Source organism: Mesorhizobium sp. U510, from assembly GCF_059180695.1.
The window spans coordinates 22,832-41,394 of sequence record NZ_CP180532.1 but is presented as its reverse complement, the minus strand read 5'-3'; the positions used below and the strand labels follow the sequence as shown (position 1 = coordinate 41,394).

Here is an 18,563-nt window from a genome sequence, read left to right as displayed (position 1 = left end):
AATCCTTCACCGGAGTCATCCTTATGCCCTTGTTGTTCCGCCGTGCGTCGCTCGCCAGCCTTGGCTTGGCCTTCGGCCTGTCGGCTCTTTGCCTGTCGCCCGTCATGGCGCAGGAGGCCGCTCCTGCTGCCCCGGCCGCACCCGCTGCGGCGCCGGTCGACCCGAATGCCGTTGTCGCAACGGTCAACGGCCAGCCCCTGACCGAAGCCGACCTAGTGCTTGCCGAAGGCGAGCTGTCGCAGCAATTCGCGCAGTTGCCGCCCGAACAGCGCCGCGCGGCTGCCCTTTCGGCCGCCATCGAGATCCGCGTCATGGCCGCCAAGGCCGTTACCGACGGCCTCGACAAGGATCCCGACTTCCAGCGCCGCATGGCCTTCCTGCAGCAGCGCGCGCTGCATGGCGAGATGGTCGAGAAAGGCGTCGTCGACAAGGTCACCGACGCCGAGATCCGCGCCCGCTACGACCAGGAAATCGCCAACACGCCGCCGGTCAACGAGGTGCATGCCCGTCACATCCTCGTGAAGACCAAGGAAGAGGCCGAGGCGATCATCAAGCAGCTCGACGGCGGCGGCGATTTCCAGAAGCTCGCCAACGAGCACACCAGCGATCCCTCGGGCAAGTCCAATGGCGGCGATCTCGGCTGGTTCGGGCCTGGCCAGATGGTGCCGGAGTTCGACAAGGCGGCCTTCGCGCTCGATGTCGGCAAATACACCAAGGAGCCGGTGCAGACGCAGTTCGGCTGGCATGTCATCAAGCTCGAGGACAAGCGCGCCAAGCAGCCGCCGGCCTTCGACGACGTCAAAGACCAGGCCAAGCAGGCGGTCATCCGCGACAAGTATTTCGCGCTGGTCAAGTCGCTGCGCGCCGGCGCCAAGGTCGAGATCCCCGACGCCAAGCTGAAGCAGGCCGTCGATACGATGGAAGCCGGCAAGTAAGCCTGAACGATTTCTTCAAAGGGGCGCGGCAGCCAAGGGTTGCCGCGCCCCTTTTTGTTGGCCGCCGCTATCTGCCTGATGCCGCTATGCCTTGCAGGAGATAGCGGATCATCTTGCGTATCGTCGCCTCGGGCTCGTCGAGCCGGTTGGTCAGGAGATGCCGCCAGGCGTAGGAAGCGATGAGATCGGCAACGACACCCGCATCGATATCGCCGGCGATCTCGCCCCGCGCCTTGGCGCGTTCGATGATCTGGCCGGTATGGGTGCGGCGCGCTCCGGCATAGCCGGCCAGGGCCGTCGCCGCGGTTTCATCCGACTGCGCCTCGGCGATCAGCGACTTGAAAACACTGCCCGACGATGTCTCGAGCCAGTGCGTGAATAGATTGATCAGGAAGCCGACGAGATCCTCCTCCAGGCTTCCCGTATCAGGAATGTCGACGCGCTTCTGGCGCTGGTAGACCTCGAGCAGCAGTGCCGCCTTGCTCGGCCACCAGCGATAGATGGTCGGCTTGCCGGCACGGGCGCGCCGCGCCACCGCCTCGATCGAGAAGCCGGCATAGCCGGCCTCGATCAGCACGGCTTCGGCGGCCTCCAGAATGGCTTCGGCGCTGTCGGGATTGCGCCTGGCACCAATCGATTTGCGTGCCGGATCGGCGATTTCGCCCATGAGCCGTTCCTCCTGAAGCGGTTGCGTGCCGGCCGAAACGACAACCCGCCGGCAACTGTTGCCTCGCCCCGTATTTTTGCCAGCCGGATGCCTGCCATCCGGAGCAAAGCCTTCGTTTTCCTTGCAGCGTTCGTGCGGACGCCAAATGAAGCCATTTGGCCGCAAAATACGCTGATGCCAAGAGATGCTCATACATCATCGCTTGACGAAACGGAACGGTTCGTTCTATTCAACGAAACGTTTCGTTCCGATGGACATCGCCCATGACGACCATTATCGCATCCGGCACCGCACCCGCCGAGACGACAATTTCGAGTTGGATGACCTTCTTGCTGGCTGCCGCCTGCGGGCTGATTGTCGCCAATATCTACTACGCGCAGCCATTGATTGGCCCGATCGGCGCTGAACTTGGCCTGCCGCCGCATGCGGCGGGCCTGATCGTTACGATGGCGCAGATCGGCTACGGGGTGGGCCTGCTGTTCATCGTGCCGCTTGGCGACCTCGTCGAGAACCGCAAGCTCGTGCTTGGCATACTCGTCGTTGCGACGCTTGCCTTGCTGGGTGCGGCGATATCAACGCAGCCGGCGGCTTTTCTGGCCGCAATGCTGTTTGTCGGTCTTGGCTCGGTCGCTGTGCAGACCCTTATCCCCTATGCGGCGCACCTCGCGCCGGAAGCCAGGCGTGGCCGCGTGGTCGGCAATGTCTCAGTGGGGTTGTTGCTGGGTATAATGCTGTCACGGCCGTTTTCCTCCTTCATCACCGCGCTGTCGTCCTGGCATGTGGTTTACTTCACCTCTTGCATTGTCATGATCGTGCTGACCGTGGTGCTGCGGTTCGCGCTGCCCAGACGCATGCCGACGGCGCGTCTGAGCTACGGTGCGCTTTTGGCGTCCATGGTGCATATTGCGCGCTCGACGCCGGTGCTGCGGCGGCGGGCTCTCTATCAGGCCTTCCTGTTCGCAGCCTTCAGCCTGTTCTGGACGACGACGCCGCTGCTGCTGGCCGGACCCGATTTCGGCTTGACGCAGCGCGGCATCGGCCTGTTCGCTTTGGCCGGCGTCGCCGGTGCAATCGCCGCGCCGCTCGCCGGAAGGGTCGCCGACCGCGGCTGGAGCCGCCCGGCGACAGCCTTTGCCATGCTGTGCGTCGCCGTTGCGTTTCTTGTAACCCATATCGCTCCCAGCGGCTCGACACTTTCGTTGGCGCTGCTGGTCGCCGCCGCTATCGTGCTCGACTTCGGCGTGCAGACCAACCTTGTGCTCGGCTATCGGGATCTGTTCGCGCTCGGCGCCGCGCATCGCAGCCGCCTGAACGGGCTCTACATGGCGACGTTCTTTATCGCCGGCGCAGTCGGCTCGGGCGTCGGCGGTTGGGCGTATGCCCAAGGCGGCTGGCCACTGGTGTCCTGGATCGGCCTGGTGCTGCCGGTTGCGGCACTGCTCTGTTTCGCCACCGAATTCATGTCGCGCCAAAGGGCGTGAATTCGCGCCCGGTTAGCGCGTCATTGCATCGCCTGCGAGGTTTCGGATTCGATGCGCCATCCCTCTTCGGCCTTGACCAGCCCGAGCGTAACGCGCGCCTTGCCGGTCAGCCGTGCCGCCGACTTGTCCTTCGGCACATAGTCGTAGTGCATGGCAAAGGTGGCCTCAGTGCGGTCCTCGCCATGCGGCGTGATCTCCAGGCTGCCTGGTTCCAGCCCGAGCGACCACGAAGTCCATTGCGCGAACCAGTCGGTCTTCACCTTGACGATGGCATCGGCGTCGTAGCGTGTGCCGAAAATGGTGGCCGACGCGCCGTAGATCCGCTTGACCGTTTCGGCCATCGTCCTGGTGTCCGGTGTCAGATAGTTCCGGCGCAGGAATTGTTCGATCGAAGCCTTGTCGTCGCCCACGGAACGCTCCAGCGCCGCGACCTGAGGGGCCGGGGCCGGTGCCGGCTCCGCCGCCGGCTTCGGGGCAGGCCCTTCACCCGGGACGAATTCGAAGCGTTCGAGCAGCGAGCCCTGCTCCCAGGGGCGCTGGCCTTCGCGAGTTTGCGAAACGACGTCGCGGCGCACCGCGATCATCATGTCGTTGATGCTCTGGCCGGGCTCGCCAATGTGCCGCATAAGGGCTGATGCAAAGGGCGAGTTGCGCCCGGTGCCGTCCATGGCGACGGCGCCCGGCGCCGTCGAGAAGGCAATGAAGGAGCCGCGCGTCGAATCGAACTGCGCCAAGCCGGCGAGCGCCGTCGCCGAGCGCGTGGTGGCGGTGCGGCTGAGGCTGCGGGCGAACGGGTTGTTACGGCAGGCATCGAGAAACACCAGGCTGACCTTGGTCTGCTGTTCCATGATGTCGAGGACTTCGTCGATCGGCACGGCTTCGAGCTGCAGTTTCACCGGCATGTCGAGCCTGGCATCGACCGGCACGATGTAGTTGCGCCCGTCGACCTGCAGGCCGTGGCCGGCATAGTAGAAGAGCCCGACGCCCGCACCTTCGAGCGCATCGGAGAATTCGCCGATGCTGCGTTCGAGCTCGCGCTTGCCGAGGTCGTTGCCTTCGATGACCTCGAAACCGATGGAGCGCAGCTTGTCGGCGATGTCGAGGGCGTCGTTGACCGGATTGGCCAGCGTGCCGGCCTCGGCATAGGTGCCGTTGCCGATGACAAGCGCTACGCGCCGCGCCGGCTCAGCGTCGGCGCTCAGCAGCAATAGTCCCAGAAATGCCCATGCCAGGATCGCAAGCCTGCCCATGGGCGCAATCATAGCGCCACAGGCCCCGGCGACGCCAACAGATTTGAAATGCAGGCTTAATCCAGCGTGGTCCGCCGCCCCGGCAGGCGCGGCGAAAACGCCCTTGCGCCCGCGCGCCGTATCGGGCAAACCGGCCTTCCCTTGCGATTTTCCCGCCCGAGGTCCCCATGTCCACGACGATTTCGCCGCTCGCGCCGAAGAAGTACCCCAAGATGCCTGTCATTGAAGGGGTGCGCATCGCCACCGCCGAAGCGGGGATAAAGTACAAGAACCGAACCGACCTGCTGGCCATGGTGTTCGATGCCGGCACCGCGGTCGCCGGCGTGTTCACCAGGTCGAAATGCCCCTCGGCGCCGGTCGATTTCTGCCGTCAGAACCTTGCCGCCGGCAAGGCGCGGGTGCTGGTCGTCAATTCCGGCAATGCCAACGCCTTCACCGGCAAGAAGGGCCGCGAATCCACCGCGCTGACCGGCGAGGCGGCGGCCAAGGCTGCCGGCTGCACGGCAGGCGAGGTCTTCCTGGCCTCGACCGGCGTCATCGGCGAGCCGCTCGACACGACCAAGTTCAGCCATCTGCTCGCCGGGCTGGTCAGCGATGGCAAGCCCGACCTGTGGACCGAGGCGGCGAAGGCCATCATGACCACGGACACCTATCCGAAAGTGGCGACGCAGACGGTCAAGCTTGGCGATACCGATGTCACCATCAACGGCATCTCCAAGGGCGCCGGCATGATCGCCCCCGACATGGCGACGATGCTGTCCTTCATCGCCACCGATGCGCCGATCGCGGCCCCCGTGCTGCAGGATCTGCTGTCGCGCGGCACGGCCAAGACCTTCAACGCGGTGACCGTCGACAGCGACACCTCGACCAGCGACACGCTGCTGATCTTCGCCACCGGCAAGGCCGCCAAGCGCGGCGCGCCCGAGATCACCGACCCCAGAGATGCCCGGCTCGGCCAGTTCCGCCGGGCGCTCGGCAAGGTGCTGAAGTCGCTGGCGCTGCAGGTGGTGCGCGACGGCGAGGGCGCCCGCAAGCAGGTCGAAGTCACCGTCACCGGCGCGAAATCGGCCCGCTCGGCCAAGCGCATCGCGCTGTCGATCGCCAATTCGCCGCTGGTCAAGACGGCGGTCGCCGGCGAGGACGCCAATTGGGGCCGTGTGGTCATGGCCGTCGGCAAGGCCGGCGAACCCGCCGACCGCGACCGGCTGTCGATCTGGTTCGGCGACAACCGGCTGGCGCATGAAGGCGAGCGCGATCCGGCCTATTCGGAAGAAAAGACCTCGGCCTACATGAAGCGTGACGATATCCGCATCCGCGCCGATATCGGCATCGGCCGCGGCAAGGCGACGGTGTGGACCTGCGACCTCACCAAGGAATATGTCACCATCAACGGCGATTATCGGAGCTGACGGTTTTGGCTTCCAGGCATCCGGCAAGCATGCTTGCGATCGTGCGCCGCTACGAGGCGGCCGGCTTTCGCGCCTGGCCGGCGGCCGCCGTCCACTATGACGGCACCTGGGTGGTGCGGCTCACCGCCGGCCATCCGGCCAAGCGGCTGAATTCGGTCAACCCGCTCGATCCCGGCGACATCCAGCACATAGCCGACCGCATCGGCCGCGCCAGCCGCCGTTTCGACGCCTATGGAAGGCCGCTGACGTTCCGCATGTCGCCGCTGTCGGGTCCCGATCTTGCCGGCCATCTCGACAAGGAGGGCTGGAGCCAATTCGACGAATCGCTGGTCATGCGGCTGCCGCTGGCCGACGCCCAGCTCGATGCCGCCATGGACCAGATTCCGCTCAAGGACATCAGCCGCTTCATCGGCGCGTCGCTCAAGGTCAGCGGATCGGATGTTTCGCTGCGGCCCGGCCTGTCGGAGATCATCGGCGCCATCCAGCCAGAGGCCGGGCTGTTCGCACTGGAAGATGGGGCAGAGGCGCTGGCGACCCTGATTTGCGTGCATGACGGCGATCTCGCCGGCCTGTTCGAAGTCGCCACCGACAAGGCGGCGCGCAACAAGGGCCATGGCCGCAACCTGATCCGGTCGGCGCTGAAATGGGCGCGGCTGCGCGGCGCGCGGGAGGCCTGGCTGCAGGTCGAGGCCGGCAATGTGCCGGCGCTGGCGCTCTATCGGTCGCTCGGCTTCGAGGAAGTCTATCGCTACCATTATCGCCGGCCGCCCGGGCATGAGTGACGTCGGGCATGAATGATCCGGCCAATACCGGCAAGCGCCTGCTCCTGGTCGCGGCCTGCGCGCTGGTCGATACCGACGGCCGCGTGCTGCTTGCGCAGCGGCCCGAGGGCAAGCAGCTTGCTGGCCTGTGGGAATTTCCCGGCGGCAAGGTCGAGCCCGGCGAGACGCCGGAACAATGCATCATCCGCGAATTGCATGAGGAGATCGGCATCGAGACCGAAATCCCGTGCCTGGCGCCGCTTACCTTCGCCAGCCATTCCTATGACGACTTCCATCTGTTGATGCCGCTGTTTGTCTGCCGCCGCTTCCGTGGCATCGCCCAGCCCCGGGAAGGGCAGGCGCTGAAATGGGTGCGGCCAAGAGAGATGCGTGACTATCCGATGCCGCCGGCCGACGCGCCGCTGATTCCGTTCCTGATCGATCTGCTCTGAGGATTTGTTTTGACGCAATTCCCAAGGGAAAGCGCTCCGCGTCCCGGGAAAGCCGCTTCACATTTTTCCTGGAATTGCTCTGAGGAGCGGCCACGGCCCATATCAGCCAGCGTTAATAGAAGATTTATCTCATCATGAAAAATTGATGCATGGCCGTGTCGTCGCGGCCGCGTCGCGGATTGGCTGGGGAGCGATAGGATGAGCCTGGACAGGGATTGGGATTCGATCCGGCCCGACCGCGGCTTTCGTGCCGCAGATGCGGGCATGGGCATCCTGCGCGTGACACTGCTGTTCGGCTCGGCCGCGGTGGCGCTGGCGCTGATCGCGACCCCTTTCCTCGACAGCCAGACGCGCTCGCAATCGGCGCGCGATGATTTTCCCGGTGGTCTCGACATGACGGCCACCGGCTCGATCAGCCATCGAACCACCTATACGGTGCGCCGCAGCGTGTTGCAGGCGCAGCCCGGTTCGGTCTGCATCATCGGCTCCGATGGCAGAACCAGCGGCGACTGCTGACATGGTTGGAATTTGCAAGAGGGTGGCGGTTTCACCGCCTGTTAAGGCTTTGCCGTTAACCTTTCTTAACAGGTCGGCGGTAAGGTCCTTGGCGAGGGGATCGAGGTGATGAAACCAGTGCTGCTGCATTTTCTGAAAGACGAAACCGGCGCCACGGCGGTCGAATATGGCTTGATCATAGCTGTGTTGTCGCTGACCATCGTCGCCGGCATCAGTCAGGTGTTCAACTCGATCACCTGGCTGTTCAGCGACAATAGCAGCCGGCTCGCGAACGCGTTCGCACCCTGATCGGGCTGTCCGCGGCTGACCCGGTCATTGCCCGTCGGGAGCCTCCAGTATCGTCTTCAGCGAGACTTTGGCTGAACCCGGCTTCAGCGGTTTCTGCTGCGATGCATCGGGCGCCCAGCCGGACATCCAGACCATCGAGAAACTTGCCCGGATCCGGCCGTCGGCGTCGGAAAACCGCTCGGCATAGATTTCCGCGGCACGCGCAAACAGTCTGCGTGTGCCCGGCCGCCGGCTGCGATCGGTGAGGGCGCTGGTTTCGCCCATGGCGCGCAGATCGGCCATCAAGGCAAACAGATTGGCATAGCGCACCGTCACGGTCTCGACATCGGCGACCGGCAGGGCAAGACCGGCGCGCTGCAGCAGCGCACCGGCGTCGCGCACGTCGGTGAAGGGGATGACGCGGGGGCTGGCGCCGCCGTAAAGCTCGGTCTCGGCCGCAAGCAGGCTCTCACGCAGCTCGCCGAGCGTGCCGGCGCCGGCGAAGGCGCCGAGAAAGAGCCCGTCCGGCCGAAGCGCGCGGCGGATCTGGATCAGCATGCCGGGAATGTCGTTCATCGCCTGCAGCGACAGAAGCGACACCGCCAGATCGAGGCTTGCCGGTTCGAAGGGCACGGTTTCCAGTGGTGCGACCATGCCGGCGGCACCCGTCAGGAAAACCGTGTCCGTCTCGACGCGGACGATATCCGCCACCTTGCCGCTCGCGGCGAGCACATCGGCTGCGGCCGACGTCTGGCAGAACAGCACCGCCGCCTTGCCGAACCGGCGCTCGACGGCGCCCAGCCGGTCGGCAAGGTCCTCGGCGGCGCGGTTCATCAGGAAATCGGCACCGTCGACCGGATGGCTTAGCGCGCGCCGCTTGTGCGCCAGCCACAAAGAGGTATCCATAATAGGCTGCAACGGGTGGATCCTTGTTTGTCCACGCCCTGATATACTTGGTACACTCGGTGCGGAGAACCAACCACGTGGCCGATCCGACGCCAGAGATCAAGTCCATCGGGATCAGGAACCTCGCCCGATCGGCCTTCGGCTGGCCGGCGCGCATCCTGTTTCCGCCGGTCTGTGCCGGCTGCCGCCGGCATGTCTCGCAGCCGGGCGTGCTGTGCGGCGCCTGCTGGCCGAAGCTGCGGCTCTTGGAACGGCCCTGGTGCCCGGTTATGGGCACGCCGTTCACCCACCATATGGGCGAGGGTTTTCTGTCGGCCGAGGCGATCGCCGATCCGCCGCCCTTCGAGCGGGCGCGGGCAGCCGTCGCCTATTCCGGCGTCGCCCGCCAGATGGTGCAAGGGCTGAAATACCAGGATCGCACCGATCTGGCACCTTGGATGGCGCGCTGGATGGTGCGCGCCGGCGCCGATCTCATCGCGGAAGCCGATGTGGTGGTGCCGGTGCCGCTGCACTGGCGGCGTTTCTTCCGGCGGCGCTTCAACCAGTCGGCGGAACTGGCGCGCGCGGTCTGCGAGCTCAGCGGCCTGTCTTTTGCGCCTTCCGCCATGCGGCGGGTGAAACTCACTCGCCAGCAGGTCGGGCTCGAGCGGCAGGAGCGCGAGGAGAATGTGCGGGCCGCTTTCCGCGTGCCGGCCGAGGCGGAGATCCAGATCGCCGGCCGCAGGGTGCTTCTGATCGATGACGTCTACACCACGGGCGCCACCGTGCGCGCGGCCACCAAGGCGCTGAAAAGGGGCGGTGCCGCCACCGTTGACGTGCTGACCTTCGCGCGCGTGTTGCCGGGGGACTTCCGGGCGGACGAGTCCGTGACTATATAAGTCGGCAACGAAAGCGGAATTCATCATGGTCGATGTCACGATCTATACGCGTATGATGTGCGGCTACTGCACGGCGGCCAAGCGGCTGCTGGAGCGCAAGGGCGTCGCCTATACCGAGCATGACGCTTCGTTTTCGCCGGAATTGCGCCAGGAGATGATCTCGCGCGCGCACGGCCGCACGACCTTTCCGCAGATTTTCATCGGCAACACGCATGTCGGCGGCTGCGACGACCTCCACGAGCTGGAGGCCGAAGGCCGGCTGGACAGGCTGCTCGCCAACGGCGCGACGATTTGAGGGTATGATGATGGGTGTTTTCAAGGCTGCGGCGGTCCAGATGCGTTCCGGCGAAAGCCCCGAGCGCAATGCGGTCGATCTCGAACGGCTGGTGCGTGAAGCGGTCGGGCAGGGCGCGACCTATATCCAGACGCCGGAAATGACCGGGGCGCTGATCCGCGACAAGGAGGCGCGTGCCGCCTCCTTCACCTCCGAAGACAGGGACATCATCGTTGCGACCGCACGTGGATTGGCGCGCGAACTCGGCGTCTTCCTGCATATCGGCTCCACCGCCATCCTGCGCCCCGACGGCAAGCTCGCCAACCGGGCGCTGTTGTTTGGTCCGGACGGCGCGACGCTCGCCACCTATGACAAGATCCACATGTTCGACGTCGATCTCGACAATGGCGAAAGCTGGCGCGAATCCGCCGCCTACGAACCCGGCACCGAAGCCGTAGTGACCGAGGTTGCGGGCGCCAAGCTTGGTTTTGCGGTCTGCTACGACCTGCGTTTCCCGCAGCTGTTCCGCACGGAGGCGCTGGCCGGCGCCGATGTTTTGACCGTGCCCGCCGCCTTCACCCGACAGACCGGCGAGGCGCACTGGCATGTGCTGCTCAGGGCCCGTGCCATCGAGAACGGCGCCTTTGTCGTCGCCGCCGCACAAGGCGGCCTGCATGAGGACGGCCGCGAAACCTATGGCCATTCGCTGATCGTCGACCCGTGGGGCCGCATCATCGCCGAAGCCGCGCATGACGAGCCTGCGGTGATCGTCGCCGAGATCGACCCGGCGCAGTCGCTTGCGGCGCGCAAGAAGATCCCCAATTTGAAGAATGCGCGGGATTTCACCATCAATGCCGGCGCGGTGGACGCGCCGCGTCTCAGGGGTGCTGCCTCTTGATCCGCTTTTCCCTGATCTGCGAAAACGAGCACGAGTTCGAGGGCTGGTTCCGCAGCAATGACGATTTCGACACCCAGAAGAAGCGCGGCTTTGTCGATTGCCCGAGCTGCGGCTCGCACAAGGTAGAGAAGGCCCTGATGGCGCCCGCCGTTTCCACGGCCCGCAAGCAGGAGACCATAGCGCTCGCCATGGGCGAGGCGCAGAAGCAGGCCCTGGCGCAACTCAAGGCGATGGCCGAGAAGGTGCGCGAGAATGCCGACTATGTCGGCGACAAGTTCGCCGAGGAAGCGCGAAAAATCCATTTCGGCGAGACCGACCCGCGCGGCATCTATGGCGAGGCGACGTTGGAAGAGGCCAAGGGGCTGGCCGAGGATGGCGTCGATTTCATGCCGATCCCGGTGTTTCCCGACGACCGCAACTGAACGTTCAGCTCACGCTGCCTATCAATTTCTCAAGCAGGTGCGAGAGCGTTTCCCGTTCCGCCGGCGTCAGGCCCGCAAGAATCTCGTGCTCGTTGGCGACATGAGCGGTCAGGGCCTCGTCGATCAAGGCGAGACCCTTCTCGGTAAGCTGCACGACGATGCCGCGCCGGTCGTTGGGGTGCGGGCCGCGCAGGATCAATCCGGCTTTTTCCAACCGGTCGAGCCTATTGGTCATGGCCCCGGATGTCACCATGGTCGCTTCATAGAGATCTGTCGGCGTCAGTGCGTAAGGTGAGCCTGAGCGGCGCAGCGTTGCCAGCACGTCGAACTCGCCGGCTTGCAACCCGAAACGGGCAAACAGCGGCGCCAGGCGATCACGCGCGATCAACGACGAGGCTTCGTTCAATCGCCCGAGCACGCCCATCGGCGAGACATCAAGGTCCGGCCGCTCCCGTTTCCACTGTTCGATCGCCTTTGCCGCGCGATCCATCTGCCTCACCGTTAAATATCTTGATGTTAAGAATCTTTGTGTTATCTTATCTCAAGGTACAGCACCGGCCAAGCGCCGCAAGTGCCAAATTTCACGATTGAGTGACGGGACCATCCGATGAAATTTCTCTGGGATTCGGCGCTCGGCCTGCTGGTCGTCACCGGCGGCCTGCTCGGCCTGACACTGCCCTTCGGCAAGCTCGCCACGGCGGCCGGCGTGCCGGCCATGGTCTGGGCCTTCGTCATCTCGCTCGGCGCCGGCGGCGTGCTTTTGTGCGTGCTTTTGCTGCGCGGCCAGCGTATCCGGCTCACCGCGCACAAACTGCGCTATTTCTTCGTCACGGCGGCAGTGTCCTATGCCCTCCCCAATCTCTTGATGTTCTCGGCCATACCGCATCTGGGCGCCGGCTATACCGGCATCATGTTCACGTTGTCGCCCGTCGTCACGCTGGTGTTCTCGATCCTGCTGCGCGTTCGGCGCCCGAACATGCTGGGCATATCAGGCATCGCCGTCGGTTTCGTCGGCGCCGTGATGGTCGCGGCGACGCGCGGCGAGGCCGGCCAGCCGGCCGATATGTTCTGGGTGGTGGTGGGGCTGCTGATCCCGGTCAGCCTTGCAGCCGGCAATATCTACCGCACCGTCGACTGGCCGGAAGGCACCGGCCCGATCGAGCTTGCCGTCGGCAGCCATCTGGCGGCGGCGACGCTGCTGCTCGCCGGCATTCTCGCTCTGTTCGGCATCAAGGCCTTCGCGCCGCTCGGCGGCGTTCCGCTGGTCGTCATCGCGCAGGTTGCGTCGGCGTCAGCGATGTTTGCCTTCTTCTTCCGGCTGCAGGCGGTCGGCGGCCCGGTCTATCTCAGCCAGATCGGCTATGTGGCGGCCGCGGTTGGGCTGCTTGCCGGCACGATCTTCCTTGGCGAGCACTATCAGCTGCTGACCTGGGCCGGCGCCGCCATCATCACCGCCGGCGTCTTCATCACCACGAAGGCGCAGAGCCAGGCCGTCGCGAAGCCGCAGCCTGCGTAAACGTCGTCAAAGTTTTCCGCCGCCGTCGGCGTCGCCGCCGGGCTCCGGCCTTGGATGCCGGCGGCGGTGCGTGGCGGCGGCCCGCGCCGCCTGTTCGTAGATGCCGGTCATCAGCTCGAGCGTACGCGCGACGTCTTCGAGCTTGTCGGCCATTTCGGGAATGCGCGTCACGGCGTCGATAAGCAGGACGGAGCGGATGTCGGCATAGCGCTCGGTCACGCGATGCCCGAGCGGCGTCACTTCGTAGGTGACGCCTGACCTGCCGCTGCCGGTGCGGGTGATCAAACCGCCCTTCAGCAGTTTGCGCAGGCTGTACTGGATGTTGGGGATGTCGTCGCGGTTGGTCATCTGGGCAAGATCGCGCACGCTTTTCGGGCGGTCGTTCATGCGGATGATGTGGAGCAGTGCGTTCTCGGGTCCGCTGGCGGAAAACTCGATCACCGTGGCGAGGCATTCAGCCTGCCAATGGCCGAATGCCTCGTAGGAGCGCATCAGCGCGTATTCGACTTCGGTGACGTCGATCTCCAGCGGCGTGCGCGCCAGATGCCAGCCGCGATCCAGCAACTCGGCCTGTGTTTCCAAAGATTTGCGCCGTTCGTTCATCTGCCTGTCCCCTGCCATCAGCATGCGCTGATCCCGGTGATTGCGTCCACATGAATTTATGATAGACTTTCTATTATAAATTATAAGCAAAAAATGAGGAGAACACCGCCAATGAGCATGCTCGACAAGACCGCGCCTCACGCGCAGCCCTTCTTTCTCGGCACTTTCGCGTCCAATTGTTCCGGCGGCATGACCGTCACCAAGGTTCCCGAGCGCTGGGCCAGTTCCTGGGACAACAATCTGCGGCTGGCGCATCTGCTCGACGAGGCCGGCATCGACTTCATGCTGCCGATCGCACGCTGGATCGGTTATGGCGGCGAGACCAATTTCCACGGCAACGTGCTGGAGACGATCACCTGGGCGGCTGGGCTTCTGGCGCTCACCCGCAACATCACGGTTTTCGCCACCACCCATACCGCGGCCAACCATCCCGTGGTCGTTGCCAAGCAACTGGCGACCATCGACCAGATCAGCCGCGGCCGCATCGGACTCAACATCGTCGCCGGCTGGAACAAGCCGGAATATGAGGCACTTGGGCTGACGCTGCCCGATGACCATGTCACGCGCTACGGCTATGCCCAGGAATGGTTCGATATTGTCCAGGCGCTGTGGGAGCGCACGGAAGCCTTCGACTGGGACGGCACCTGGTTCAAACTCAAGAATGTGCTTGGGGACCCGCGTCCGTCGTCACGGCCGCCGATCCTCAATGCCGCCGGGTCGGAGGAGGGCCGCAAATTCGCGGTCCGCAACGCCGATTTCCTGTTTACGCCGGCGATCGACCTGGCGCGCTCCAAGGACGAGATCATTGCGCTGAAGGAGCAGGCGAGGGCCGCCGGCAGCGATGTCGACGTGCTGACCTTTGCCCATGTCGTCTGCCGCCCGACCGAAAAGGAGGCCACGGACTATCTCGAACATTTCGGCCGCGCCAATGCCGACTGGGCGGCGGTCGACAATCTGGTCCGGCTGCAATTCGCCCATGCGCAGTCGTTCCCGCATGATCTCCTGGCGCTCATTCGCGACCGCATGGCGGCCGGCCATGGCGGCTTCCCGCTCACCGGGACGCCCGAGCAGGTCGCCGACGGGATCACCGCCTTGCATGCGGCAGGCTTTCGCGGCTCGACATTGTCCTTCGTCGATTATGTCGAGGAATTCCCCTATTTTCGCGACACCGTGCTACCCATTCTCGAAGAGAGAGGCATTCGCATCGCACCGGCCGCGATGCGGTCGGCGGCTTAGCAAAGAGGCGACGAGGCAATGTCCGTGACAGAAGCTCCGGTCAGCGTCGCCGACTTCCGCGCCGCCATGCGGCTCATCGTCGGCAATGTCAGCGTCATCACCGCCGGTGCCGGCGACGACCGGTCCGGCCTTGTCGTCATTTCGGTGGTCTCGCTGTCGGCCGAACCGCCCAAGGTGATCGCTTGCGTCAACCGATCGTCATCGACCTGGCCGGTTATCGAGCGCTACCGGCATTTCGGCGTCAATTCGCTGGGGCCTCAGCATCAAGCCGTGGCGGAGCGTTTCTCCGGCTTTGGCGGCATCAAGGGCAAGGACCGCTATGACGGCGCCGAATGGGTGACGCTTAAGACCGGAGCCGCGCTGCTTTATGACGCCGTGGCCGCCTTCGACTGCAGCCTCGACGAGATGATCGACCGCGGCACGCATTCCATCGTGATCGGCTCGGTCGAGGCGGTGCGCACCCGCGATGCCGGCCAGGCGCTGATCTATTGGCGGGGCGGCTACCGACCCCTCAGCACTGAATAGCGTAAGAGCGGATCAGACGGATCCCTTCTCCGCCAGCACCATGTAGTTGACGTCCATGTCCTTCGATCGCGCCCAGCGGTCGGCAAGCGGATTGTAGGTGACGCCGGTGCGGTCGATGATCGTCAGGCCGGCGCCGCCGAGCGCCTTCTCCAGTTCTTCCGGGCGCACCAGCTTGCCGAACTGGTGGGTGCCGCGCGGCAGCCAGCGCAGCACATATTCAGCACCGATGATGGCGAGACCCAGCGCCTTCAGCGTGCGGTTGATGGTGGCCACGAACATGATGCCGCCGGGCCGGACCATCTGCCCGCATTTGGCGACGAACAGATCGATGTCGGCGACGTGCTCGACCACTTCCATGTTGAGGATGACGTCGAATGTCTCGCCGGCGTCGGCAAGATCCTCGGCCGTCGTGGCTCGGTAGTCGACGATCACATTGCCTTCGGCTGCGTGCAGTTTCGCCACTTCGATGTTTGTCTCGGAGGCGTCCGCTCCCACGACCTCGGCGCCAAGCCGCGCCATCGGCTCGCACAAAAGACCGCCGCCGCAGCCGATATCGAGGATGCGCAGCCCCTCGAACGGCCGCGCGGCACGCGGGTCACGGCCGAAGCGCGTCGCTATCTGGTCGCGGATATAGGAAAGCCGGACCGGATTGAATTTGTGCAGCGGACGAAACTTGCCGTTCGGGTTCCACCATTCGGCCGCAAGGGCGGAAAAGCGTTCCACTTCTCCGGCATCGATCGTCGATCGTCGGGGTTCTGGCATTGGTTGGTCTCCTCGAACGCTAGGAAGTCGGGCGTGGAGGCGGGAAAGTCAAGGCAACAATTTTCCTCTGCCGACAGGGCGGAGCATCCTGTCAGGGCATGTCAGCTGTCGCGTACGGCGGTGAAACACAATTGGCCCGGCGGGCGAATGAAGGGCACCGTTTGGATTCGAAGGAGTGCGCGATGAAGGTCATGACGGCTTCGATCCTTTGGCGCAGGCTGGATGTGGAAGGCCACGACGCCTGCCTGCTGTCGCAAGGCGATGGCGGGCACAGCCTCCAGGGACAAGCCATCTTCGTCCAGGACGGCAAGCCATGCTGCCTTGCCTATGAGGTGATTTGCGACGCCGGCTGGCGCACGCGGTCGGCGCGGGTCGCCGGTTTTCTCGGCATTCGCAAGCTGCACTGTGCCATTGAACGACGTGCCGACGGCGAGTGGACGCTGAACGGCGAGCCACAGCGGGACGTCACCGGCCTTGTCGATGTCGACCTCGGCTTCACGCCGGCATCGAACCTGTTGGCGATCCGGCGGTTCGACCTCGGTGTCGGCGAGACGACGCCCGCTCCAGCCGCCTATCTGAGCTTTCCAACATTCGAGATGGTGCTTCTCGAGCAAAGCTATCGGCGTCTCGACGAGACCCGCTACGCCTACACCGCGCCCATGTTCGGTTATGAAGAGATCCTTGGTGTCTCGCCGCACGGCTTCGTCTTCGACTATCCCGGCCTGTGGGCAAACGTGGCTGCCTCAGGCTGAAGGAAGTCCCGGCGCGGCCTATTTCGCGTCCAGCACGTCGCGCAGCTTGGCTTCGAGTTGCTCGATGGTGAACGGCTTGGCCAGGAAGTGCACGTCATGGTCGAGCACGCCGTTATGGACGACGGCATTCCTGGTGAAACCGGTGGTGAAGATGACCTTCAGGCCGGGTTGGCGTGCGACCGCCTCCTCGGCGAGCTTGCGGCCGTTCATCGCAGGCATGACGATATCCGTGAAAAGCAGGGCGATGCCCGATGTCGCCGCCAGCTTCTGAAGGGCCTCCTGGCCACTCCCAACGTGGATGACCGTGTAGCCGAGTTCGCGCATGGCGTCTGTCGTGGCGGCCCGCACGCGAGCGTCGTCCTCGACGACGAGGATCGTCTCGGTGACCTTGACGGTGCTCTTGCCGCGCCCGGCGGGTGCCGCCGGCTCCTCCGGTCCGAAAAACCGGGGCAGATAGATCCTTATCGTCGTGCCTTGGCCCGGTTCGGAGTAGATCTTGACGTGGCCGCCCGACTGCTTGACGAAGCCGAACACCTGGCTCAGCCCAAGTCCCGTGCCCTTGTTGACCGGCTTGGTCGTGAAGAAGGGTTCGAAGGCCTTGGCGATGACCTCGGGCGACATGCCGGTGCCGGTGTCGGTGACCGCGATCATCACATATTGGCCTGGCGTGACTTCGGCATGTGTCGCGGCATAGGCGTCGTCGAGGTGGCTGTTGGCGGTCTCGATGGTCAACTTGCCTTCATTGTCCATGGCGTCACGGGCGTTGACGGCAAGGTTGAGGATGGCGTTCTCGATCTGGCTGGGGTCGGCGTGGGTTTTCCACAGGCCGGCCGCCAGCACGGTTTCGACGCGTATGCCCTCGCCCAGCGCACGGTGGAGAAGGTCGGACATGCCGGTCACCAGCCGGTTGGTATCGACCACCTGCGGCGCAAGCGGCTGCAAGCGCGAGAAGGCAAGCAGCCGGGAGGTCAAATTGGCGGCACGGCCGGCTGCATCCGTCGCAGCCTCGACGAATTTCTCGATGTCATTCTCGCCACGCTTCAGCTTGCGCTGGGCAAGGTTCATGGCGCTGAGGATGACCGCCAGCAGGTTGTTGAAATCGTGGGCGATGCCGCCTGTCAGTTGGCCGACCGCCTCCATCTTCTGCATCTGGCGGATCTGGGATTCGGCCTTCTCGCGCGTGTTGATCTCGTTGCCGAGCTCGATGTTCTTGCGCATCAGCTCTTCCTGGGCGGTGGCGACCTCGCGGAAGCGGCGGCGGGATTGGCGGATCGTGTAGGCACCGAGCAGGAAGATCGCGACGAGGGCCGCAAGCGAACCGACACGCAGCCAGGCCTCGACCTGGTCCGTGTGCTCGTCGCGCGCTGCGATGTCGGCGGCGCCGATGCGCCGGATGGTGTCCATGCTGGCGCGGATCTCGTCCATGGCGGCCTTGCCCTGGCCGCCGCGGACGAGTTCCAGCGCCTTCGACGCATCGCCCTTGTCGTAGAGGGCGATCGTCTCGGACAGTTCAGCCTGTTTTTGCGCCAGCGCGTCCTTGATGTGGCTGATCTGCGGGGCGAGCTGATCGTTGGATGATGTCATGGCATCGATGCGGGCAAGTTGCCCCGGGATTGCATCGACAGCCTTCTGGTACGGTTCGAGATAGGATTTCTCGCCGGTCAGCAGATAGCCGCGCTGGCCGGCCTCGGCATCCTGCGCCAATGAAAGCAGCCCTGAAAGCTGCTGCTGGTATTCGATTGTCTCGCGCGCAGCGGCACGATTGGCCCTTTGTCCCTCGACCAGCAGGGCACGGGTGCCGACGATCAATGCCAGCACGGCGAAGCCGGCGACAAGCGGCAGCGATTGCAACCGCATGGCGCGCCGAAGACGAGCAATCATCTGTTATGCCGAACCAAAAGGAATTCCCCGCAGGCAGCATTTGGTAAGCGGCGCGGACCCGGATGGCAATATGGCGTCTTGTTGAAGCCGGCATTCCGCTGCCAGCCTTGCGAAACCCAAAGCATTTGGCTAAGGAGGCCGCGCATTCAGCGGCCGGCGCCAGCCGGGCGCT

Annotated in this window: 22 protein-coding genes; 15 read left to right on the top strand and 7 right to left on the bottom strand. The window is 64.6% G+C overall.

The window, feature by feature from the left end:
* Positions 1–23 precede the first annotated feature (23 nt).
* A complete protein-coding gene (locus ACLGL5_RS01980) occupies positions 24–935 on the top strand; it encodes a peptidylprolyl isomerase (RefSeq protein ID WP_019861368.1) in 912 nt (303 codons plus the stop codon).
* Positions 936–1,002: 67 nt separating this feature from the next.
* Here ACLGL5_RS01980 and ACLGL5_RS01975 read toward each other — a convergent pair whose 3' ends face one another.
* A complete protein-coding gene (locus ACLGL5_RS01975) occupies positions 1,003–1,602 on the bottom strand; it encodes a TetR/AcrR family transcriptional regulator (RefSeq protein WP_027047427.1) in 600 nt (199 codons plus the stop codon).
* Positions 1,603–1,865: 263 nt separating this feature from the next.
* Between ACLGL5_RS01975 and ACLGL5_RS01970 the strand changes: the two genes are divergently transcribed.
* Complete coding sequence (locus ACLGL5_RS01970) at positions 1,866–3,083, top strand: MFS transporter (RefSeq protein ID WP_069090221.1); 1,218 nt, start codon at positions 1,866–1,868, stop codon at positions 3,081–3,083.
* Positions 3,084–3,103: 20 nt separating this feature from the next.
* On the opposite strand, the gene ACLGL5_RS01965 is transcribed toward ACLGL5_RS01970, so the two are convergent.
* Complete coding sequence (locus ACLGL5_RS01965; protein WP_069093191.1) at positions 3,104–4,333, bottom strand: caspase family protein; 1,230 nt, start codon at positions 4,331–4,333, stop codon at positions 3,104–3,106.
* A 167-nt stretch (positions 4,334–4,500) separates the two neighbouring features.
* Here ACLGL5_RS01965 and argJ point away from each other — a divergent pair, with 167 nt between their 5' ends.
* The 5 genes from argJ to ACLGL5_RS01940 all read left to right on the top strand — a co-directional run bounded on the left by argJ (position 4,501) and on the right by ACLGL5_RS01940 (position 7,759).
* Positions 4,501–5,742: a bifunctional glutamate N-acetyltransferase/amino-acid acetyltransferase ArgJ gene (gene argJ, locus ACLGL5_RS01960; RefSeq protein ID WP_019861364.1), complete on the top strand. Its 1,242-nt coding sequence runs from the start codon at positions 4,501–4,503 to the stop codon at positions 5,740–5,742.
* Between the two features lie 29 nt (positions 5,743–5,771).
* The gene (locus tag ACLGL5_RS01955) at positions 5,772–6,524 is read left to right on the top strand and encodes a GNAT family N-acetyltransferase (RefSeq protein WP_494372855.1); all 753 of its coding nucleotides are present in this window, start codon (positions 5,772–5,774) and stop codon (positions 6,522–6,524) included.
* 8 nt (positions 6,525–6,532) lie between these two features.
* Positions 6,533–6,955, top strand: a complete 423-nt coding sequence (mutT, locus tag ACLGL5_RS01950) for an 8-oxo-dGTP diphosphatase MutT (protein ID WP_038649912.1) — start codon at positions 6,533–6,535, stop codon at positions 6,953–6,955.
* A gap of 198 nt (positions 6,956–7,153) precedes the next feature.
* Positions 7,154–7,471 carry a hypothetical protein gene (locus ACLGL5_RS01945; protein WP_038649910.1) on the top strand — a complete coding sequence of 106 codons (318 nt, stop codon included), beginning with the start codon at positions 7,154–7,156 and terminating at the stop codon, positions 7,469–7,471.
* A 108-nt stretch (positions 7,472–7,579) separates the two neighbouring features.
* Positions 7,580–7,759 carry a Flp family type IVb pilin gene (locus ACLGL5_RS01940; protein ID WP_069090220.1) on the top strand — a complete coding sequence of 60 codons (180 nt, stop codon included), beginning with the start codon at positions 7,580–7,582 and terminating at the stop codon, positions 7,757–7,759.
* 24 nt (positions 7,760–7,783) lie between these two features.
* Here ACLGL5_RS01940 and ACLGL5_RS01935 read toward each other — a convergent pair whose 3' ends face one another.
* A complete protein-coding gene (locus tag ACLGL5_RS01935) occupies positions 7,784–8,656 on the bottom strand; it encodes a methyltransferase domain-containing protein (RefSeq protein WP_069090219.1) in 873 nt (290 codons plus the stop codon).
* 65 nt (positions 8,657–8,721) lie between these two features.
* Between ACLGL5_RS01935 and ACLGL5_RS01930 the strand changes: the two genes are divergently transcribed.
* The 4 genes from ACLGL5_RS01930 to ACLGL5_RS01915 are packed head-to-tail and all read left to right on the top strand — an operon-like array spanning position 8,722 to position 11,116.
* Positions 8,722–9,522: a ComF family protein gene (locus tag ACLGL5_RS01930; RefSeq protein WP_019861360.1), complete on the top strand. Its 801-nt coding sequence runs from the start codon at positions 8,722–8,724 to the stop codon at positions 9,520–9,522.
* 25 nt (positions 9,523–9,547) lie between these two features.
* Positions 9,548–9,817 (top strand): glutaredoxin 3, encoded by a 270-nt coding sequence (gene grxC, locus ACLGL5_RS01925; RefSeq protein WP_038649905.1) that lies wholly within the window; start codon positions 9,548–9,550, stop codon positions 9,815–9,817.
* Between the two features lie 10 nt (positions 9,818–9,827).
* Positions 9,828–10,694 carry a carbon-nitrogen hydrolase family protein gene (locus tag ACLGL5_RS01920; RefSeq protein WP_083246892.1) on the top strand — a complete coding sequence of 289 codons (867 nt, stop codon included), beginning with the start codon at positions 9,828–9,830 and terminating at the stop codon, positions 10,692–10,694.
* Positions 10,691–11,116, top strand: coding sequence for a DUF1178 family protein (locus ACLGL5_RS01915; RefSeq protein WP_032931815.1), 426 nt, complete (start codon positions 10,691–10,693; stop codon positions 11,114–11,116). Before ACLGL5_RS01920 ends, ACLGL5_RS01915 begins: the two co-directional genes overlap by 4 nt.
* Positions 11,117–11,120: 4 nt before the next feature.
* Here ACLGL5_RS01915 and ACLGL5_RS01910 read toward each other — a convergent pair whose 3' ends face one another.
* Entirely contained in the window at positions 11,121–11,606 is a 486-nt protein-coding gene (locus tag ACLGL5_RS01910; protein WP_038649901.1) for a MarR family winged helix-turn-helix transcriptional regulator, read from the bottom strand.
* A 117-nt stretch (positions 11,607–11,723) separates the two neighbouring features.
* Here ACLGL5_RS01910 and ACLGL5_RS01905 point away from each other — a divergent pair, with 117 nt between their 5' ends.
* The gene (locus ACLGL5_RS01905; RefSeq protein WP_069090217.1) at positions 11,724–12,632 is read left to right on the top strand and encodes a DMT family transporter; all 909 of its coding nucleotides are present in this window, start codon (positions 11,724–11,726) and stop codon (positions 12,630–12,632) included.
* Positions 12,633–12,638: 6 nt separating this feature from the next.
* Here ACLGL5_RS01905 and ACLGL5_RS01900 read toward each other — a convergent pair whose 3' ends face one another.
* Positions 12,639–13,259, bottom strand: a complete 621-nt coding sequence (locus ACLGL5_RS01900; protein ID WP_081295882.1) for a winged helix DNA-binding protein — start codon at positions 13,257–13,259, stop codon at positions 12,639–12,641.
* A gap of 87 nt (positions 13,260–13,346) precedes the next feature.
* On the opposite strand from ACLGL5_RS01900, the gene ACLGL5_RS01895 reads away from it, so the two are divergent.
* Together ACLGL5_RS01895 and ACLGL5_RS01890 are read left to right on the top strand one after the other, a co-directional pair.
* Positions 13,347–14,471 (top strand): LLM class flavin-dependent oxidoreductase, encoded by a 1,125-nt coding sequence (locus tag ACLGL5_RS01895; protein ID WP_069090216.1) that lies wholly within the window; start codon positions 13,347–13,349, stop codon positions 14,469–14,471.
* An 18-nt stretch (positions 14,472–14,489) separates the two neighbouring features.
* Positions 14,490–14,996: a flavin reductase family protein gene (locus ACLGL5_RS01890; protein WP_083246433.1), complete on the top strand. Its 507-nt coding sequence runs from the start codon at positions 14,490–14,492 to the stop codon at positions 14,994–14,996.
* Positions 14,997–15,008: 12 nt separating this feature from the next.
* Here ACLGL5_RS01890 and ubiG read toward each other — a convergent pair whose 3' ends face one another.
* On the bottom strand, positions 15,009–15,758 hold the full coding sequence (gene ubiG, locus ACLGL5_RS01885; RefSeq protein ID WP_038649897.1) for a bifunctional 2-polyprenyl-6-hydroxyphenol methylase/3-demethylubiquinol 3-O-methyltransferase UbiG: 750 nt from the start codon (positions 15,756–15,758) through the stop codon (positions 15,009–15,011).
* Between the two features lie 182 nt (positions 15,759–15,940).
* Here ubiG and ACLGL5_RS01880 point away from each other — a divergent pair, with 182 nt between their 5' ends.
* The gene (locus ACLGL5_RS01880) at positions 15,941–16,510 is read left to right on the top strand and encodes a putative glycolipid-binding domain-containing protein (protein WP_069090215.1); all 570 of its coding nucleotides are present in this window, start codon (positions 15,941–15,943) and stop codon (positions 16,508–16,510) included.
* Between the two features lie 18 nt (positions 16,511–16,528).
* Here the strand turns inward: ACLGL5_RS01880 and ACLGL5_RS01875 are convergent, their stop codons facing one another.
* Positions 16,529–18,367, bottom strand: coding sequence for a CHASE3 domain-containing protein (locus ACLGL5_RS01875; protein ID WP_083246431.1), 1,839 nt, complete (start codon positions 18,365–18,367; stop codon positions 16,529–16,531).
* Positions 18,368–18,563: the final 196 nt, after the last annotated feature.

Bases quoted from the DNA above. Each gene is read 5' to 3' on its own strand.
- ACLGL5_RS01905 (WP_069090217.1), top strand. From the start codon at position 11,724: ATGAAATTTCTCTGGGATTCGGCGCTCGGCCTGCTGGTCGTCACCGGC.
- ACLGL5_RS01910 (WP_038649901.1), bottom strand. From the start codon at position 11,606: ATGGATCGCGCGGCAAAGGCGATCGAACAGTGGAAACGGGAGCGGCCG.
- ACLGL5_RS01890 (WP_083246433.1), top strand. From the start codon at position 14,490: ATGTCCGTGACAGAAGCTCCGGTCAGCGTCGCCGACTTCCGCGCCGCC.
- ACLGL5_RS01955 (WP_494372855.1), top strand. From the start codon at position 5,772: ATGCTTGCGATCGTGCGCCGCTACGAGGCGGCCGGCTTTCGCGCCTGG.
- mutT (WP_038649912.1), top strand. From the start codon at position 6,533: ATGAATGATCCGGCCAATACCGGCAAGCGCCTGCTCCTGGTCGCGGCC.
- ACLGL5_RS01900 (WP_081295882.1), bottom strand. From the start codon at position 13,259: ATGCTGATGGCAGGGGACAGGCAGATGAACGAACGGCGCAAATCTTTG.
- ACLGL5_RS01940 (WP_069090220.1), top strand. From the start codon at position 7,580: ATGAAACCAGTGCTGCTGCATTTTCTGAAAGACGAAACCGGCGCCACG.
- ACLGL5_RS01880 (WP_069090215.1), top strand. From the start codon at position 15,941: ATGAAGGTCATGACGGCTTCGATCCTTTGGCGCAGGCTGGATGTGGAA.
- ACLGL5_RS01895 (WP_069090216.1), top strand. From the start codon at position 13,347: ATGAGCATGCTCGACAAGACCGCGCCTCACGCGCAGCCCTTCTTTCTC.
- grxC (WP_038649905.1), top strand. From the start codon at position 9,548: ATGGTCGATGTCACGATCTATACGCGTATGATGTGCGGCTACTGCACG.
- ACLGL5_RS01965 (WP_069093191.1), bottom strand. From the start codon at position 4,333: ATGGGCAGGCTTGCGATCCTGGCATGGGCATTTCTGGGACTATTGCTG.
- ACLGL5_RS01945 (WP_038649910.1), top strand. From the start codon at position 7,154: ATGAGCCTGGACAGGGATTGGGATTCGATCCGGCCCGACCGCGGCTTT.
- argJ (WP_019861364.1), top strand. From the start codon at position 4,501: ATGTCCACGACGATTTCGCCGCTCGCGCCGAAGAAGTACCCCAAGATG.
- ACLGL5_RS01980 (WP_019861368.1), top strand. From the start codon at position 24: ATGCCCTTGTTGTTCCGCCGTGCGTCGCTCGCCAGCCTTGGCTTGGCC.
- ACLGL5_RS01920 (WP_083246892.1), top strand. From the start codon at position 9,828: ATGGGTGTTTTCAAGGCTGCGGCGGTCCAGATGCGTTCCGGCGAAAGC.
- ACLGL5_RS01975 (WP_027047427.1), bottom strand. From the start codon at position 1,602: ATGGGCGAAATCGCCGATCCGGCACGCAAATCGATTGGTGCCAGGCGC.
- ACLGL5_RS01875 (WP_083246431.1), bottom strand. From the start codon at position 18,367: ATGCGGTTGCAATCGCTGCCGCTTGTCGCCGGCTTCGCCGTGCTGGCA.
- ubiG (WP_038649897.1), bottom strand. From the start codon at position 15,758: ATGCCAGAACCCCGACGATCGACGATCGATGCCGGAGAAGTGGAACGC.
- ACLGL5_RS01970 (WP_069090221.1), top strand. From the start codon at position 1,866: ATGACGACCATTATCGCATCCGGCACCGCACCCGCCGAGACGACAATT.